At 49.8% G+C, this 19,266-nt stretch carries 13 protein-coding genes; 6 read left to right on the top strand and 7 right to left on the bottom strand.

Features of this window, described 5'->3' with window-relative positions:
- Positions 1-48: 48 nt before the first annotated feature.
- Positions 49-945 carry an AraC family transcriptional regulator gene (locus tag P40081_RS08360; protein ID WP_042134687.1) on the top strand — a complete coding sequence of 299 codons (897 nt, stop codon included), beginning with the start codon at positions 49-51 and terminating at the stop codon, positions 943-945.
- 72 nt (positions 946-1,017) lie between these two features.
- Complete coding sequence (locus P40081_RS08355) at positions 1,018-2,034, top strand: alpha/beta hydrolase (RefSeq protein WP_052421723.1); 1,017 nt, start codon at positions 1,018-1,020, stop codon at positions 2,032-2,034.
- An 86-nt stretch (positions 2,035-2,120) separates the two neighbouring features.
- Here the strand turns inward: P40081_RS08355 and P40081_RS08350 are convergent, their stop codons facing one another.
- The gene (locus P40081_RS08350) at positions 2,121-3,830 is read right to left on the bottom strand and encodes an ABC transporter substrate-binding protein (protein WP_042134685.1); all 1,710 of its coding nucleotides are present in this window, start codon (positions 3,828-3,830) and stop codon (positions 2,121-2,123) included.
- Positions 3,831-3,959: 129 nt separating this feature from the next.
- On the opposite strand from P40081_RS08350, the gene P40081_RS08345 reads away from it, so the two are divergent.
- A complete protein-coding gene (locus P40081_RS08345) occupies positions 3,960-4,820 on the top strand; it encodes a helix-turn-helix domain-containing protein (RefSeq protein ID WP_042134682.1) in 861 nt (286 codons plus the stop codon).
- 57 nt (positions 4,821-4,877) lie between these two features.
- Positions 4,878-5,822, top strand: a complete 945-nt coding sequence (locus tag P40081_RS08340) for an NAD(P)-dependent oxidoreductase (RefSeq protein WP_042134681.1) — start codon at positions 4,878-4,880, stop codon at positions 5,820-5,822.
- A gap of 92 nt (positions 5,823-5,914) precedes the next feature.
- Here the strand turns inward: P40081_RS08340 and P40081_RS08335 are convergent, their stop codons facing one another.
- A complete protein-coding gene (locus P40081_RS08335) occupies positions 5,915-7,438 on the bottom strand; it encodes a glycoside hydrolase family 43 protein (RefSeq protein ID WP_042134679.1) in 1,524 nt (507 codons plus the stop codon).
- Between the two features lie 675 nt (positions 7,439-8,113).
- Here P40081_RS08335 and P40081_RS08330 point away from each other — a divergent pair.
- Positions 8,114-8,434 (top strand): hypothetical protein, encoded by a 321-nt coding sequence (locus tag P40081_RS08330; protein WP_042134678.1) that lies wholly within the window; start codon positions 8,114-8,116, stop codon positions 8,432-8,434.
- Positions 8,427-8,900 carry a hypothetical protein gene (locus tag P40081_RS08325; protein WP_042134676.1) on the top strand — a complete coding sequence of 158 codons (474 nt, stop codon included), beginning with the start codon at positions 8,427-8,429 and terminating at the stop codon, positions 8,898-8,900. The genes P40081_RS08330 and P40081_RS08325 overlap by 8 nt, the downstream gene beginning before the upstream one ends.
- 22 nt (positions 8,901-8,922) lie before the next feature.
- Here the strand turns inward: P40081_RS08325 and P40081_RS08320 are convergent, their stop codons facing one another.
- The 5 genes from P40081_RS08320 to P40081_RS08300 form a co-directional block, all read right to left on the bottom strand.
- Positions 8,923-9,558, bottom strand: a complete 636-nt coding sequence (locus P40081_RS08320) for a serine/threonine-protein kinase (protein WP_042134675.1) — start codon at positions 9,556-9,558, stop codon at positions 8,923-8,925.
- A 163-nt stretch (positions 9,559-9,721) separates the two neighbouring features.
- The gene (locus P40081_RS08315) at positions 9,722-10,942 is read right to left on the bottom strand and encodes a copper amine oxidase N-terminal domain-containing protein (RefSeq protein WP_042134673.1); all 1,221 of its coding nucleotides are present in this window, start codon (positions 10,940-10,942) and stop codon (positions 9,722-9,724) included.
- A 127-nt stretch (positions 10,943-11,069) separates the two neighbouring features.
- Positions 11,070-12,281 carry a sensor histidine kinase gene (locus P40081_RS08310; RefSeq protein ID WP_042134671.1) on the bottom strand — a complete coding sequence of 404 codons (1,212 nt, stop codon included), beginning with the start codon at positions 12,279-12,281 and terminating at the stop codon, positions 11,070-11,072.
- A 555-nt stretch (positions 12,282-12,836) separates the two neighbouring features.
- Complete coding sequence (locus P40081_RS08305; protein WP_042134669.1) at positions 12,837-13,127, bottom strand: Gfo/Idh/MocA family oxidoreductase; 291 nt, start codon at positions 13,125-13,127, stop codon at positions 12,837-12,839.
- A 407-nt stretch (positions 13,128-13,534) separates the two neighbouring features.
- Complete coding sequence (locus P40081_RS08300) at positions 13,535-19,249, bottom strand: HAMP domain-containing protein (RefSeq protein WP_042134667.1); 5,715 nt, start codon at positions 19,247-19,249, stop codon at positions 13,535-13,537.
- Positions 19,250-19,266: the final 17 nt, after the last annotated feature.

Genomic DNA, 19,266 nt, shown 5'->3' with positions numbered 1-19,266 from the left:
TTGCTTAGTGATTCTATATATTCCCTTAACAGGGGGAGGGCAGCAGAAATGAGTCATGACCATATTCGCAAGCCTGAAGGGTTTGTCGAGGAGAAGCTATATGTGCTTCCGGAATACTGGATGAAGGAGCTGGAGCAGGAGGAGCTGACTGCTTCCTTATTTATTACGGACATCGGTTATTTCCCTAACGCCCAGTATCATTTCAGGGAACGCCTGGAAGGCAGCCCGTCGCATATCTTTATCTTTTGCGAAGCCGGAGCGGGCTGGATCGAGCTGAATCATGGAGAACGCATGCACCTGCAGCAGGGAGACATGATGATTATTCCTCCCGAAACCGCACACAGGTATGGGGCAATGCAGGAGAACCCCTGGAGTATCTACTGGTTTCATTTCAAAGGAAGCCACGCGAATAGACTGGTGCAGCTGTTCGGTTTATCTAATGCTCCCCTCTCATTATCACCAAGCGGTAAAGCCCGTTTAATTGAATGGTTCGTCCCTGCCTTTGAGATGCTGGCCGAACGGACTTATGCCCTGACTACACATATACATGTTGCGCAGACCGTAAGGCAGCTGCTCTCCGGAATTGGCCTGAGCGCCGGGAAATCCGCACAAGAGAAGAAACGCGAAACTTATCTGGAGCAGGCGGTTCAATACATGAATGGACACATGGGCGGCTCCATTTCACTCATTGAGCTGGCTAACCATGTAGGAGTATCGAAACAGCATCTGATCTATTTGTTTAATTCCGAAACCGGAGTCTCTCCGATTGAATATTTCCTGCGGCTCAAGATCCAGCGGGCAGGTCATCTTCTGGATCTTACTGAACTGAGCATTAAAGAGGTCAGCTCGGCCGTGGGTATTCATGATCCTTATTATTTCTCCCGGCTCTTTAAGAAGATTTCGGGCTTCTCTCCTTCAAGCTACCGGAAAATACCAAAGGGCTAACATTCCTTCACAACGATTAATGTACCTTTTAAATTCCGGTTCGACCCAAAGAAATCTCATTAGGAGGGCACCATGAACATATCAGTTCAAAAATTCAGGATCGGCAGGAAAACCGGAATCACATTAAGTATTATAGCTATCCTGATCATCGCAATTGTCGTTGTAAACCAGCTAACACCGCGTCCTTTTGTGGCTATTTTTAGAGCATTAATTAGTACCCAGGAGAATGCTGTAAATGTGGGTCCGTACGCTGAACAAATCATAGATGTTGAAGAAAGTGACGTAATCAGTATTCCTGTCGAGGGTTTACCCGATGCGCAGATAACCATGTATACCTTTGGCGTTGAATCAGACAAGCCTAAGCCCCTGATTTTATTCATACATGGCGGCGGCTGGACCGTAGGTACTGCGAAACAAGTGGGTTCCTTCTCGAAACTCTTAACGTCGGAAGGATATGTTGTGGCTTCCCTGGATTATTCGCTCGCTCCTGAGTACAGATATCCGGCTCCCATACAGCAGGCCGCAGCAGCAATCCATTATCTGCAGACTCATGCTGAGGAATACAATGCAGATCCTGCAAAGCTCTTCATCGGCGGTAACTCAGCGGGTGCGCAAATATCAAGTCAGCTGGGAGCGATGATTACTAATCCCACTCTTGAACAGCAAGTCGGGGTAAATTTGGATATACCGGCTGCAAACGTGAAAGGCTTACTGTTATTGAATGGTGTATATGACTTTGATACTGTAGCACGGGATAACTTCCCCGGGTTTAGAAAATATGCCTGGAGTTACACTGGACAGAAAGATTACGAAAACTACTCCAGATTAGACGAGCTTTCAACTGTAAAAAATATCACCTCCGAATATCCGGCAACATTTATAACCGCAGGTGATGCTGATCCTCTGGAACCTCAAACCTACGAAATGGACGCCGTTCTCAGAGCTAAGGGTGTTGACGTTACAAGTGTTTATTGGACAGGCAGCGGAAATAAATTGCCTCATGATTATATCTACCAACTACAGACGGGGCCTGCGCAAATCGCCTATGAAGAGGTTGTCAAATTTCTAAACGATAAATCGCAGCCATAGAAATTGAGCGCGGCAGCTAAATCAAACAGCGGCAATCCGGGACCTTATTTCCCCGTCCCGGATTGCCGCTGTTTCTTCATATGCTCCTACTCAACATCCTTCCCGGTAAACAGCTCCACTCTCGCTTTTACCAGCTCCGTATATTCCTTCTCCATCTTCTCAGCACCGGCTTTGTTCAGCTCTGCAATGAAATCATCGTAGATTGTATCGAACTCGGCTGTGCTGGCGAGGATGGCTTCCGGTATGCGCTTGTGGACGATATCCTGTGTTTTTTGATAGATGACCTGGTAGTCCCCATCGGTTGGCACCGGCATGTTGTACAGCGCGCCCCACTCTTTGACCGGGAATTCATCCTCCGCAGGGAAGAGATCCTTCCAGGTTGTCGCTTTATAAGCGGCCAGGCTTTCCTTCTCTGCATCCGAATATTCGGCAAGGATCTGTTCGGGGAAGTTCGTGGTATAGTAATTATCCGTGGAATCCTTCACCCCGTCACCGTAGCGGACACCCAGGATGGAATATAAGCCAATCCCTGTATTCTTGGTGAAATTTGCGGCATCGTTAACCTTCTGGTCGAGAATATCAGCAGGAATGACACGTTGTCCTTTGTCCACATTGTATTGTTTGCCTTCGATGCCCCAGTTTCTCAGCACCTGGCCTTCTTCCGAGGACAGCCAGTCCAGGAATTTAATTGCGCGGACCGGATCCTTGCAGGCAGTGGTGATGCTGATGCCATAGCCGTCCACTCCTACTGACTGCATCGCATGATCCTTATACTTCTCACTCAGCGTCACCGGGAAGTGCGCATACGTATACTCATCTTTGCCAGCCGCTTTGAGGGCATTTTCCGCATCCTGATATTCCCATTCTACAGAAGTGAGACCCAGTACCCGGCCGCTGGCGATTTTGGCTTTGTATTGATCATCCTTTTGGACAAAAGAGTCCTTATCGAGCAGCCCTTCATTATACATATGGTTCAGCCAGCGGAAGTACTCCTTCTCCTCCGGTTTCTTATAATGCAGCATCGTCTCATACGTCTCCGGATTCACATAATATTCGCCGTCATTGGTTCCGCCTGTAGTGACATCCCCCTGATTGGTGACGGTAATCATAACCTTCCAGCCGTCCGCGTTCACTGTCATCGGGATGGTCGGCTGCCCGTCCGTGGTCGGATGCTTGGCCGCGTATTCCTTAAGCACATTCTCATAATCCTGCACCGTTTTGACCTCCGGATAGCCAAGCTCCTTCAATACGCGGTGCTGAATCTGAAAGCCGTTGGTTGCATCAAAATTCTGGTTATCCACACCGACATTGGTCGGGATCGAGTAAATGGCCTGGTTGTCGTTACTGTATTTCATCCGGTTCATGTTATCGCCCATTACTTTTTTGATATTAGGCGCGTATTTGTCGATCAGATCGGTCAGATCAAGGACGGCTTCCGCATCCACCAGCTTGCCCAGCTCGCCTTTGGCATAGATGAGTTCGGGATAATCCCCGCTGGCTGCCATCATGGAGATTTTGTCCTGACCGCCGCCGCTGCCGACATCGAATTCCGCATTCAGGGTAACCCCTGTCTTGGCAGTAATCTCTTTGCCGATATCATCCTGCATCTTGTTCCAGTTCGGACTGGCATCTGCACCAAAGAAGGTAAAGGTGACCGGAGCTGTATCATTTCCGCTGGTATTCCCGTTCGCAGCATCCCCGGCGTTATTGCCCGCATTGCTGCTGCAGCCTGCCGAAATGAGCAGCGTGCCTGCCAGAAGCGCCGTGCCTAGTTTTCTTGAAAGTGTTGCCTTCATCTCTCTCATCCCCTTTTGCTGAATGCGTTTACAGTCTCATTTTAGCGCCGATGTTGGCGGATAACCTTGATTTTCGAGTCGCAGACTAGCATTATATAGACAAACACGTATTTCAGAGGTGGGAGCTTTATGAGCAATGTATATTTGAACTGGTTCACGACCGATGAGCATTTCCCGTTCTTTATTCAATACGGCGGCCATGAGGAAGATATGGATCTGCATATGCATGCGGATTTCTCGGAGCTTGTGATTGTGCTGAAGGGGCATGCTTCGCATATCGTCAATGATGAGGAAGCCTTTATCAAGAAAGGCAATGTATTCGTCATTAACGGCGGTACTCCGCATGCGTATAAGGACCCGTATGATTTCAAGATCTGCAACATTATGTACAAAGCCGATATGCTCAAGCTGGCCGGACCGGACTTAAGAACGCTGAACGGCTATCAGGCGCTGTTTGTATTAGAACCCTTTTACCGCAGCATTAACACCTATAAAAGCAAAATGAACCTCCCCATCGTCAGCCTGGAATATGTGTCATCGCTTGTGGCCGGCATGATTACCGAATATGAGCAGAAGCACCACGGCTATCAGACCATGCTCGCCTCCAGATTCATGGAGCTTGTCGTTTATCTGTCCAGACATTATGACACTCAGGAGAAGGGCGTGGACAACAGCCTGATGCACCTCGCCAGTGCGATCTCCTATATCGAGGATCACTATCATGAACCGGTTACCCTTGATTCCATTGCCGCCAAATCCGATATCTCTGTCCGGCATTTGAACCGGATCTTCCAGGCGTATTATCAGACTACACCGATTGCTTATATTCAGCGCCTCCGGCTGGAACAGGCCTGCTCTCTGCTCAGGCAAACCAGACACCCCATTACCGAAATCTCCTATAGGTGCGGATTTAATGACAGCAACTACTTCACCCGACTCTTCAAAAAAACGTACGGCAGGTCCCCGAAGGCTTACCGCAATCAGCAGTAGTATTTGTGTTTTACAAAATTATTCAGTATGTTTAAAAATATGAAAGGTGGTTAAGTAATGAAGATTCTCATCGTTGGCTATTTTAACGAGACCGCAAAATCAAATATTGTAAGGTATTTTCCGCAAGACTGGAACGTGGTTATTGTACCGCCCGGAGAAGAAATGCTGCATCATATTGAAGATTGCCAGGTACTCATCCCTGAACATATTAAAGTGGATCACAGCCTGCTTGCTAACGCCAAAAAACTAAAATTGGTACAGACGGGTGCAGGATTTGATAATGTAGATATCCCTGCCTGTACACAGCTTGGTATTTGGGTGGCCAATGCTGCAGGAGTGAATGCACAGGCAGTGGCCGAGCACGTAATGGCACTGATATTGTCTTATTATAAAAACATACCGTTTCTTGATCATTTCATGAAAAACAAGCTGGATGAACATCAATTGGACTATACAGGGAGTGAATTAAACGGTAAAACGATTGGGATTATCGGTTTGGGCGCTATCGGCAAAAAAGTAGCTGCGTTTTGCGGGGCTTTTGATATGAATGTGCTGGCTTATGCGAGACATGCTGCTCCTCAATCTGACGGTTTGGTGAAAATGACAGATTTCGATACTCTTCTAAGCACATCGGACATAGTCAGTGTACATGTACCCTTGACTCCGCAAACCAAACAGCTGATCAACAAAGCGGCATTGAGCAAAATGAAGAATACCAGTCTTTTCATCAATACAGCCCGGGGCGGGATTGTCAATCAAAGAGATTTGATAGATGCCTTAAAAAACGGGGATATTTCAGGCGCATGCCTGGATGTGTTTGAATCGGAACCGCTTCCCATTGACAGTGAGCTCCGGAATCTGGGTAATGTGATCCTTACTCCTCATACAGCAGGAATGCCTGATGGCCGAAAATTCCATAAAAAAAGATATGATTTCTTCATAAATAATATAAAACGTGTAGGAAATGATGAAGAGCCTGAAAGCAAGCTCAATCAGTTATAGTTTAAACTCCAGCGGGGACGGGTGACCCCGCCGCCAAGGCAGCAGTTGCAGCGGTCCATACAGCAGATATGCATGAACCGCTGCTCCATACTCTATACCGCGGGCTGATCCAGCGGCTCATAATCGAACCAGTCATACGCCGCCGGAGTAGCCAGCCCAGACCCTGACGTTGCATACATCGCAACGAATACGCCTGTGAATCCTCCGGAGATTTCTGTGCTGAGATGATGTGTCTCTCCGCTGCCAAGTTCCGTCACCCCGGACTCCGGGCTTTGAACCGAGGCTTCTATGCTGCCGGGCAGCGCCTTAATCCTCAGAATAACCGGTCCGGCCGGACATTCTTCTACATGCTCCACCCGAAGCGAACCGACCGTCCGCCGGAACACGGCGACTCTCCGGCCGTTCGCAGTGCGGAGGACCAGCTCATAATGATGCCTCTCATTCTTATACACCGTAAGCCCGGCTTCTTCTCCTTCATGCTGCGGCTCATAATCCAGCGCTGCTGCTATATTGGCCGTGAAGTGACTAAGCCGGCGGCCAACAAAAGCAGGCGCAGCCGCTTCATTCAGCGTGGCCTCGTGGCCATGCAGCACCAGATGGCCCGGCCGTTCCTCCAGCGACCAGCTTCCCTCTGCGGGATTGCGCAGAAAAGTCCAGTCCAGGCCAAGCCCGGTGCCGTCAAAGTGGTCCCGCACAGGCTTCTCCGGCCAGCGAACTTCCGGCAGCAGCGGCGAGTCCATAACCGGCTCGATGTGGCCGCCGTTCCCAATCACCGGCCAGCCTTCAGCCGTCCAGGTCACCGGAGCCAGAAAAGTTTCCCTGCCCAAATGATGCCCCATCGGATAAGAGACCGGTCTGATCCCCAGGCAAACCGCCCACCAGCTGCCGTCCTGCGCTTCAATCAGGTCCGCATGACCCGTAGCGTGTATGCTGCTGTGCATACTGCGGTTGGACAGAATCGGGTTATGCGGACAAGCTTCATAAGGCCCGTAAGGCTGGCGGCTTCTTGCGATAGTCTCCATATGCCCGTATTCCGTTCCGCCCTCGGCGATCATCAAATAGTACCAGCCGTTATTCCGGTAGACATGCGGAGCCTCGGGATGAGCGCCGCCGGTTCCCTTCCAGATCAGCATACTCTCTGTCAGCATACACCCGGTTTCGATATCAATCTCACACTGGTAGATCCCGTTCCCCTGCTCACCGTCCCGGGCGGACTGAAAGTAGACGCGTCCGTCCTCATCGAATAACAGGGAAGGATCGATGCCGCTCTGCGCAACCGGGTACGGCTGTGACCAGGGACCTTCCGGGTTCTGTGTCTTGACGAAGAAATTGCCCATTCCGCTAACGTTGGTGGTCACCATATAGAACCAGCCGTTATGATAGCGGAGCGTCGGGGCGTATATTCCGCCGGAGCTCCCTGCATTCTCCAGAGGCAGCTGTCCGGCCGTTGTAAGGCAGTGTCCAATCTGACGCCAATGAACAAGATCCCTGCTGTGAAAAATGGGTACTCCCGGATAATATTCAAATGTGCTGGTCACCAGATAATAATCGTCACCTGCCCGGCAGATGCTGGGATCGGGATGAAATCCTGGGATTACGGGGTTGGTATATTGCATTGGCCGCGCTCCTGTCCATTTTCAATTAGCTGTAACTATCCCTACCATTGTAAATGGAGCCGGCTATATCAAACCTTAATTTTCAAGTCACCCGATTAGGAGAATATAGACATTGCCCGCTTCGAGAGCCTCACCCATTTCGGCAAGGTGTTCAAGATGATCTCCGGCCTCCCGCCCCGGGATTACCGGAAATCACGGCGGTGAAGCGGCGGGATTAAGAACTTATAAGACTATTCTGCCATCAGTTAAGATCCCGTTAAGAAGGCAACAAACTAACGTATACGGAAGAAAAACCATGGTGACACCAAGAATAAGCAGGATTATTCTCACTTTCTGCCGGGATATGTGCTATGGCTGACCTTTAAGGCCGGTTGCGCTTTTTACATGGAATAGAACTGCGTGTATGATTCCCATTAACACCTATGCTGAGTTCCTGTGAGCAACTGGAGGGAGTCTTGAAGAGTGGCAGAGATACAGACAGCGAAAACCTATTATTTGGGCATTCATCCGCATATGCTGGATCCGGTAAGTCTGGAGTATACGAGCTTTGGGGTACTGTGGTACGAAGAGGGCAAGTAACGGTATGTTGTAGGTTACGGATTTGGGGCAGAGCAGATCGAAACGCTGTTTCACTTTTGCAGAGCCTCAGCCTCCTTCACTTGTTCGAATGAACAGGTGCTGTACAATATTTACACTAGCATCCGAGACAAGCAGCAGGAACGTGACTGGCAGACGCGCAAGCGGCTGGCTTTGTGGACAGCCTTCAAGGAACCCTGGAAAAGTATGCCTGACGGCTGGTATGTCCTCCGGTCCCGTGACAAATTCCCCTTGCATCTGTCTGTTGTCCGTAAAACTAAATATAGTATCTGGCTGGAGCATGCGGCCGTTTGCGAGAATGAAGCCCAGCTTACGGGGTATCTGGACCGGGCGAAACAAACCCATCATTTAACATCAATAGTGCCTATGGAACTTCAGGAGGGCAGTATCCATGAATAGTAACAAGCTATCGCAGATTGAACTCTTTGCATTTGATACCACTCCTTCGTTCGCCAACAGACCGGTCCGGGCCGGTTCATTATATCTGCTGCTGCGGCTCACCTGGGGAGAACAAATTCATTACGGGGCATGCGAGATCGAGATTACACGAAGTGGACAATCCTTTGATTTGACGAAATGGGGGGCTCCTCTGAGATGTATTCACCATTCAACAGTGGAGGAGATAGTGGTAACCTTGCGCCGCAAGGAGCAGGAGTGGGCAACAGGTCAGCTTGGATTGCTGCAATCCGCCTTATCCGGCATTCTTCAGGCCAGGGTTCCTGTTACCGCGGAGCACGGAAGACATGCGCATCAGGTAAACTCTCATGCCGCCTTTACTCCATACCCGGTAAACAGCCGCTTCCGTGAGTTGACGTTATCCCGCTTGATCGACGAATCGGTCGCCTACTACTCCATCCTCCGGTAATAGAAATAAGTGACCGCCCAGCTTATTCCTTCAACCGCCGCCACAACCGGTAGCCCTTGCGGACGATCTCCAGAATGGGCCGGGGAACCGGAAACATCCAGCGGGAGGCAACAGGCCGGTACAGGTGATAATACGCCTTCTTGAAATCCTCCCACATGCTGCAGTCCTCATCCTTCAGGAAATCGGATATATCTACGATCAGGCCGCGGCCGTCCTGAACCATCACATTCTTGGCGTGGACATCATGCGGGTGGAGTCCGCGGGACCGGGCATAACCCAGCGCGCTGTCAATATCTTCTATGGCCTGCGCGGTGATGAGAATTCCCCGTTTCATCGAGTCATAGAAGGTAACTCCTTGCAGCCGTTTCAGGATCAGAAAGTCCGGTCCGCTGTAATAGCATTCGGAGAATGCCGGATGACGGCCGAGGCGGCGGTACACCTCTGCTTCTTCCGTAAGGCCCGGCCTGCCCGGGGCGTACACCTTCACTGCATAACCGGGAGCTTCCGGATGATAGAATACGGCAGCGTAATTCCCGGTTCCCAGCACCTTCCAGGGCTTCGGCACGCTGCGGACCTTTACGGGTTCCAGTGGATCAACACTCTCTATCGTTGCTTGTGCCAATAACTCACCCTTGATCCGTTCTATCAGCTTCTCCATTCCACTCACCCCGCAGCTCAGTTCGATAATTGCTCTATCCTTCCAGTGTACGCCAAAACATACTATTGAGCTAATCCATGCCGGGAGCAGCATAAAAACCGGTCAGCAGCAGCTAACCGGTCCTTCAACCCGGAGAAATCCATTACGCTAATATAAATAATATTTACTGTAAAGTTATAGTCATTTCACTATCCACCAGTTCCAGTAAGCTGTGTACTGTCCAGCGCCCGTCTGCGGTTTTATCCATACGAAACATTACGTCAACCGGTACTTCCACGAGATTATCGTTATCATCCCATTCCTTATGCAGTTCAGCTGCGTACACGACAGCATGATCAGCGCTTAGATAAGGAATATAGGTTCCAGCCACTTTCTGTTTCTCAGAGCCGTATGCTTGCTGGGCCATCTCATCCTCAAATTGCAGGCCAGTCTCGCTTTCAAATTCGCTTATGTAAGCCGGTGATGTTGACTGAATGATTGCAGCTGCATCTCCATTTGCCCATGCCTGATTATATGCATCCAAACCCGACATAACTGCTGCAGCCTCACCGCCCTGTCCGGCATTGACTGTACCTCCTGCAGTTGCCTCCTCGGCCACCTCATATTTGGGGCCTTCCAAATATAAACGGGCTAACTTCCAATCCTCTTTTTCTTTGGTGACGGTGAATATAAAGTCAATCTCCCGTTTAAATGCGGCGGATGCTGATTTATAGGCTACTCTGACGACAGCTTTATTATCTGAGAGATATCCAATTTTATCTACTGAGACAGTGGAGTCCTTTAAAGGAAGGAAGTTGAAATCTACACCCATCTCCGAATCAATAGTGGTATAAATATCCCATCCCTGACCGGTAAATATCTCACGCGATGGATTGATCTGACCCTCCTTAAAGAAGCTGTCGAATAAAGGACGGATCTTGTCTCCTTCATCGGTTATTGTCTTCGTTAGAAGAATAGTCTGTTCGTCCACATTGAATTTTACCTGATATCCTAACATTTCACTGATTGAACGGACAGGCATATATGTAAGATTTCCGATTCGCCGCACAGGTGCCGGGAGTGTCACCTCTTTATCCTTATACATTACTTTTTTGCTGCCCAGCCATAAGGTAATCAGCGGTTTGGCGTCTTCCTCCCCACTGTCAAAAACATAAACTCTTCCTAATTCCACATTCATATCCACGGTCATTCCCAGTGACTCAAAGAAAAACCGGTAGTACACAAGCGTGTTCCCCTTCTCCACATACAAAGGCTCTGAACCAGCAAGCGAAACTCCATTAACCGCGATGTTGACATCTGGATATTCTGCAGCAGCAGAACTTTGTTGCGGGGCAACCATAAACAGCAGACAAGCCAGTATAAAGATAATAAATTTTTTATTCATCAAATTCCCCTTTCAAACTAGTAATCTTATCAGCGGCCAAATCACCTTACAAAGAATACCACATGAATGCATAGGAATTTGTCGAATTATGTTATTTTTTTAAAAGCAGCCAACACACCAAAGCTCCCTACTGGGCATTCAACAGACCACCCTCCACATGCTCATTGGATTCGCACACCCACGGCAAAGTTACCCTCACGCTGGTTCCTGCCTGAAGTTCCGAATCCACCCTAATCTGGCCGCCGTACATTTCAATTAATTGTTTACAGATGGACAAGCCGATGCCTGTCCCTTTTAGCTTAGTGGTATAGAACGGATCGAAGATCCGTTTTAATTTATCCGGCGGTATCCCTTCGCCATTGTCTTTGAAGATCAGCATGATTTCATGGGTCTCATCCGCCGTGGTCACTGTAATATCTATCCTGCCTTGGCATGCGGTGAAGGAATCAATGCTATTCTTCAAAATATTCAGGAAGACCTGCTCCAACTGTGAGGCATTTCCGAAAGTCAGAATAGTTTCATCCGAATAATCCACTGCCAGAATAATATCGCCGCTAAGTATGAGCTGATTCACAATGTTGTTCACTCTATGTATAACCTCGATTACATTAAACACTACGCCGCTATTCTTTGCATGATCCCCTTTCCGCGACAGCATCAGGAAGTCCGTAACTAAGCCGTTCAGCGTATCGATCTCTTTAATTGTAATATCCATGTAGGCACGCAGTTCATTAGCTTTGATCTCAGGCTCATTAAGCCTATTATTCACAAGCTGGGCGAAGCCCTTGATTGAAGCCAGCGGATTACGGATTTCATGTGCCATACCTGCGGCCATCTGTCCCATAACCGCAATTTTTTGTTCATGCAGATTGTCGATCTGCTGGTTTTTATTAGACAAATAACCTTGAGCGAAGCCGGTAAACCGGGTCCAGTTGGATTCCATCAGCCGATTATAGAAAAACAGCCGGTTCGCCGAATCATCCACAAGCACTTCAATGGTCCGGAACATCATATTCTGGGCGGTTAAGTTCAAATCTTTGCTCATTTCAAGCAGAATATCAAAATGGTCGCCAAATATCTCTGCAGTATAAGCCCCTTGCGCAAACCCCTCTTGCTCCTGTGTGTGCAGGTACTGCTCATAATCAGAAGGCCCCAGGAACAATGCTTCTATTATAGACATTAAGGTCATAGTGAAGGTTGCATCCAGCAATTCCTTATGCGTCTCTATGAACCAGGCGGATTGGGGGTTTTTCATGATTACAGAGTGATAATGAGTGTTCAGAATCATTGAAACTGCCGGTGTTAATGACGAGCGCAACTGATTTTCACTGTATCCCATTTCCATCCTCCCTCTTTGCTTGATGTATTCAATATATGTTTATATTTTCCTGCTTAAAAATAAAGCAAATCCATATTTATTTCAATTTTAAAATATACATCTGTATAAATATAGAACACCCCAAGCCTTCCGCTTAGGCGGAGTAGTTTGGGGTGTTGGTAATCATCCTCTGGATACTTTAAAATCTTAATAGACGATCATAATTATACTTTTCCAATTTCAGTTAAAGGAGGATTTACTTGCTTTGATCAGACTCCTCGCTTCTTTACTTTCTGCATTACTTCTGTCGATTGTATTCACAATGATCATATCCTTGTAACTCCTGCTTCATTGTATATAGATAGAGCCATCAAACACCGCAACATGATTACACATGTTTTGTTATATTTCATAATTGGAGCCATACTGGGTGTATTCATCCTCATAATCAATTCTGCGAATAATGTCCAGGCTTCTATACGGCTAGTATTACTTTTTGGAATCAGTGCGTCTGTATTTTCTCTATTTGCGGGCCTCTTTACATTTATAATGAACACATCAAGGCGCTAAAGCTGTTCAAAAATGTATAACCTTATGTTCCTCAGCGCTTCTGTACGTTTCGAATACAAGCTCCAGCGTCTTCAAATTGTCTTCTCCGCTCGTCTGGAATTCCCCGCCCGTATTCAGGCAGTGAATGAAATGTGACTGCAGGCGGTAGTGGCTCTCTTCGAAATCAAGGCCGTTGTTCTCCGAAACTATAGTCTCCACACCCTTGTTATCAATCACGCTGATGGTGCCGCTGCTGTATAGCTTCACTGTGGCCTTATCGCCCTCGATGATCAGCTGCTCCAGATGATTAGGCAGCACAGGTGCCGTTAGCTTGCCGCAGATTCTAAGCTATACCTGGTATAACGTCAGATTTAAATCAATAAAAACCACTTTGACAAATCACTTGCTGAGGGCTTGCAATGAACCGATAAAGGTATATCCCTCCGGTATATTTAGTTGTATTTTGTACAACTAAATCGTCTGATTTTCAACCGATTATCTGTTTAATTGTATTTCGTGCAATTAAATTTCCATTTGCAGATTGTTTCACCCGTTCAGGCAGATTTAGTTGTACAGATTACAGTTATAAGATGCAAGCATACCCTTTCGCTGTTTTTAATTGCACATTATACAACTATCGCTATGTTCCCCCTTGAAACAGGTAAAGGAGCCTGACCCCAGCAGCCTTTTCACGGCTTTGGGGTCGGCTCCTGTTTTTATAAGTCTTAGATATCGTTATCCAGCCAAGTACGCATCATAGATAACAGCTGTGCACTGTTGACCGGTTTGGTAATGTAATCCGAGCAGCCTGCTTCGAGGCACAGCTCCCGGTCTCCCTTCATCGCTTTCGCCGTCAGCGCAAGAATGGGGAGGTCCTTGAATTCCGGCTTGAGCCGGATGGCACGGGTCGTTTCATAGCCGTCCATCCCCGGCATCATGATATCCATCAGGACAATTTCGATGTCCGGCGTCTGTTCCAGAAGAGTGATGGCATCCTGCCCGTTCTCCGCAGGGATGACCTTCATCTGATGACGTTCCAGAATGGAAGTGAGTGCGAAGATGTTCCGGATATCATCATCCACTACAAGCACTTTCTTAGACTCAATCATTTCATCCGAGTGATGCAGCTTAACCAGCTTATCCTTTGAACCGGACGGCAGGTTCTCCGCCTTGCGGTGCAGGAAGAGGGTCGTTTCATCGATCAGCTGGAGATTCGATTTCACCTCTTTGAGCACCGCCATTTTGACCAGCTCATCCCAATCGCTTTCTTCCGCCGGTGTCAGCTTCCTGCTCATGTGGACCAGGACGGGAACCTTTTTGTTCTTCGCGTTCTTGTACATATCCCGGATAAACCGGATGAGATTCATCTCCGGCAGGCTGCTGTCCAGTACCACACAATCGAATTCTTTGGTATTGATCTGGTTCAACGCTTTGCGTGCCGTGTCCACTGCCGTAAGACTGATATCAGGGTTGCTTAACAGCTCAATGATTTGCTTGCGCTCTTCCTCATTCTGGACCGCCACCAGCAGATTCCTGGTCTTCTTATCCGCAAACTGGTTCAGACGGTCGAGCGCATTCTCCAGCTCTTCATTGGTCACCGGTTTGCGGAAGTAATCATGAGCGCCCCGCTGTAACAGCAGTACCTCATCCTCATCGACCGTCATCACACAGACCGGAATATGCCGCACCTCAATATCGTTCTTCAGCTGCTCGAGTACCAGCCAGCCGTCGGCGTCTCCGCCAAGATGCAGATCGAGCGTTATAGCAATCGGCTGGTACTTATGAACAAGCTCCAGCACATCATAGCCGCTGGATGTAATCACGGCTTTGATACCTTTTTTGTGGAGCATATCCAGCATAATTTCATTGAACTTCTGGTCATCCTCAATAATCAGGAAGACACGGTCTCCCGGCACGATCTGATCCCGGTCATCAAGGAACGTATCATCTGCCGGCTTAGCCAGATTACTTCTGCGTTTGGATGGGGTGATATCGATCACCTCCGGAACATGTGCCTTGGGGATCTCCGGTTCGGTGAATTCCGCTTCAGTAGGCAGGTACAGATTAAAGACGCTCCCTTTGCCCGCTTCACTGTACAGGGTGATTTCTCCGCCTAACATCTCGGCAATCTCGCGGGATATGGCAAGCCCCAGGCCTGTCCCGCCGTATTCCCGGTTCGTGCTGCCATCCGCCTGCTGGAAGGCTTCGAAGATAATCTGCTGCTTTTCAGGCGGGATACCGATTCCCGTGTCGCTTACAGAGAAGCAGATCACCGTTTTGGCCCGCGTCAGCGATTCATTCTCCGGATGCCAGCCCTCGCCTGCTTTGCGGATCTGCAGCATGATCTGCCCTTGCTCCGTGAACTTGAAGGCGTTGGACAGCAGGTTCTTCAGAATTTGCTGCAGCCGCTTGAAATCCGTTGCTATTCTGGCCGGTACGCCGGAATCAATGATGATCCGGTAGTCCAGCTTCTTGGCATCCACCATATGGCGGAAGGTACGGTCCAGCCCGTCTGTCAGCTCTGCCAGAGAAACCTCGCTGTAATCCGGCGTAATCGTGCCCGATTCGATTTTGGACAGATCCAGAATATCGTTGATAAGGTTAAGCAATTCAAGTCCGGAGTCCTGAATGGTCTTCGCGAACTTCACCTGAATCTCATGAAGATTCTCATCCGGGTTCTCGGCCAGCTGTTCTGCCAGGAGCAGCAGGGAATTCAGCGGGGTTCGCAGCTCATGCGACATGTTGGCCAGAAACTCGGATTTGTACTTGGACGTGAGCGCAAGCTGTTCCGCTTTCTCCTCCAGATAACGCTTGGCTACCTCTACCTCATGATTCTTGCTCTCCACTTCCGCCTTCTGCAGCACCAGCAGCTTCGCTTTATCCTCAAGCTCGTCATTCGTACTCCGCAGCTCCATCTGCTGCTTCTGGAGCTCCTCGGTGAGCGACTGTGATTGGATCAGCAATTCCTCCGTACGCTGGTTCGCCTGCATGGTGTTGATCACAATGCCGATGGATTCTGTAAGCTGATCCAGGAAGGCGATGTCGATATCACTATAAGGGCGGAAGGTGGCCAGCTCCAGTATCGCCAGCACCTGATCTTCGAAAATAATCGGCAGCAAAATAATATTAAGCGGGGTAGCTTCTCCCAATGCGGACGAAATTACAACATAGTCGCCCGGCACATTGGTAAGCAGGATCCGCTGCTTCTCAATCAGACACTGGCCGACCAGCCCTTGCCCGGCCCGGAATTCATTGGCCAGATGCTTGCGGCTCTGGTAAGCATAGCTGGCGAACAGCTTCAGAACCGCTTCACCGTTAGAAGGCTCATTGATGTAGAAGACCCCATGCTGCATAGATACAAGCGGAGCCAGCTCGGACAGGATCATACGGCTCACCGCATACAGATCTCTTTGCCCTTGCAGCATCCGTGAGAATTTGGCCAGGTTGGTTTTGAGCCAATCCTGCTCTGTATTGATCCGGGTCGTCTCCTTCAGGTTCCGGATCATTTCGTTAATATTATCTTTGAGTGTCGCGACTTCCCCGGAGGCGGATACGTCGATGGCCCGTGACAGATCGCCATTCGTTACCGCCGTGGCAACATTCGTAATGGCCCGCACCTGCGTGGTAAGCGTACTCGCCATGTAGTTAACGTTGTCGGTCAGGTCACGCCACGTTCCAGCTGCTCCAGGCACACTGGCTTGTCCGCCCAGTTTCCCTTCGGCGCCTACCTCCCGCGCCACCGTGGTCACCTGGTCGGCGAAGGTCGCCAGCGTCTCGATCATATTATTGATGGTATCGGTCAGCTCGGCGATTTCACCTTTGGCTTCCACGGTCAGCTTCTGCTTCAGATTACCGTTCGCAACGGCAGTCACAACCTTGGCAATCCCGCGCACCTGATCCGTCAGATTGGTCGCCATAATGTTAACGTTGTCGGTCAGATCCTTCCAAATCCCCCCGACGCCGCGCACCTGGGCTTGTCCGCCCAGCTTACCGTCTGTACCGACCTCGCGCGCCACACGCGTAACCTCGGAAGCGAACGAATTCAGCTGGTCCACCATCGTATTAATCGTGTTCTTCAGCTCAAGCAGTTCGCCTTTAACGTCTACCGTAATCTTCTTGGACAGATCGCCGTTCGCTACCGCTGTCGTAACACCGGCAATGTTGCGCATCTGAATGGTCAGATTGCTGGCCATGTAGTTGACCGTATCGGTCAGATCCTTCCAGGTACCGGAAACATCCTTAACTTCCGCCTGCGCCCCGAGTTTGCCGTCCGTACCGACCTCGCGCGCCACACGCGTAACCTCGGAGGCGAAGATCGAGAGCTGGTCCACCATGGTGTTGATCGTATTCTTCAGCTCCAGAATTTCACCTTTGACATCTACGGTAATCTTCTTGGACAGATCCCCTTTGGCTACCGCCGTCGTAACGTCCGCAATATTCCGCACCTGGTCCGTCAAATTCCGGGCCATATTATTTACGCCCTCGGTCAAGTCTTTCCAGGTTCCGCCGACGCCCTTCACCTGCGCCTGTCCGCCCAGTTTGCCGTCTGTACCTACCTCGCGGGCCACACGCGTCACCTCGGAGGAGAACATCGAGAGCTGGTCCACCATCGTATTGATGGTATTTTTGAGCTCCAGGATTTCGCCCTGGACATCGGCAGTGATTTTCTTGGACAGATCTCCGTTCGCTACTGCCGTCGTTACAACAGCAATGTTACGCACCTGATTGGTCAGGTTTGAGGCCATATAGTTTACACTCTCGGTCAAATCCCGCCAGGTCCCGGCAACGCCCTTAACCTGGGCCTGTCCGCCCAGCATGCCCTCGGTACCCACCTCACGCGCCACACGGGTAACCTCGGAAGCGAAGGTAGAGAGCTGCTCCACCATCGTGTTAATGGTGTTCTTGAGCTCAAGGATTTCTCCGGTCGCATTTACCGTGATCTGCTTGGACAGGTCGCCCTTGGCCACCGCCGTCGTCACTTCAGCGATATTACGCACCTGATCGGTCAGGGTACCCGCCATAAAGTTAACGCTGTCCGTTAAATCCTTCCAGGTGCCGGATACGCCCTTCACATCCGCCTGACCGCCGAGAATTCCTTCCGTGGAGACCTCCCGCGCCACCCGTGTCACCTCAGAGGCGAAGTTGCTGAGCTGATCCACCATAATATTGATGGTGCTCTTCAACTGGAGAATTTCGCCTTTCGCATCGACAGTTATCGTCTTGGATAAGTCGCCCTTAGCGACAGCGGTTGTTACTTCGGCAATGTTACGCACCTGATTGGTTAAGTTCGAGGCCATGTAATTTACGCTTTCCGTCAAATCCCGCCAGGTGCCGGATACGCCTTTGACATCTGCCTGTCCGCCAAGGATCCCTTCCGTACCGACCTCACGCGCCATCCGGGTAACCTCGGAAGCGAAGGTCGACAGCTGATCCACCATCGTGTTGATGGTGTTCTTGAGCTCAAGGATTTCGCCCTGGACATCGGCAGTAATCTTCTTCGACAGATCGCCGTTTGCGACCGCAGTGGTCACAACCGCGATGTTACGCACCTGGTTGGTCAGGTTGGAGGCCATGTAGTTTACACTTTCGGTTAGATCGCGCCATGTACCCGATACATCCTTCACGTCTGCCTGCCCGCCAAGCTTACCCTCCGTGCCAACCTCTCGCGCTACACGAGTAACCTCGGAAGAGAACATGGAGAGCTGATCCACCATGGTGTTGATCGTATTTTTGAGCTCAAGGATTTCTCCCCGTGCATTTACTGTAATTTGCTTTGACAGATCACCGTTCGCCACAGCAGTCGTTACCGCCGCAATATTACGCACCTGATCCGTAAGGTTAGTCGCCATGTAATTCACGCTGTCTGTTAAGTCTTTCCAGGTTCCCGATACTCCTTTGACATCTGCCTGCCCGCCCAGAATGCCCTCCGTGCCGACCTCGCGTGCTACCCGGGTAACCTCGGAGGCAAATGTACTAAGCTGATTCACCATCATGTTAATATTGCTTGCCGTCCGCTGGAATTCACCAGTGAGCGGCCGCCCTTCGATCTCCAGCTCCACCTTCTGGGACAGATCGCCTTTGGCTACGGCGTTAATCACCCGGACCATCTCGCTGGTCGGTTGAATCAAGTCAATAACCATCCCGTTCAGCGAATCGGTAATGGTCTCCCAGGAGCCGCCCAGATTCTTCTGCACGAATCTGCGCGACAGATTACCTTCTTTACCGACCACTCTGGCTACTGTCTGGACTTCATTCACCAGACTCTCCTGAATATCCATGATCTCGTTGAAGGTATCTGCTACCTTACCGGCTATTCCCGTGCGGTCATAGGGCATTCTGTGGGAGAAGTTTCCTTTCTTCATCGCCATTAAGGCGTTGAGCAATTCGCCGGCATCAATCTGATCTCCGCTTATCTCTTTGCTTTGGTTCTGATCGCTCATAGTATCAACCCTGCCCC

Source organism: Paenibacillus sp. FSL P4-0081, assembly GCF_000758565.1.
Classification (GTDB): Bacteria; Bacillota; Bacilli; order Paenibacillales; family Paenibacillaceae; genus Paenibacillus_AQ; species Paenibacillus_AQ phytohabitans.
This window is presented reverse-complemented; position numbering and strand designations above follow the sequence as displayed.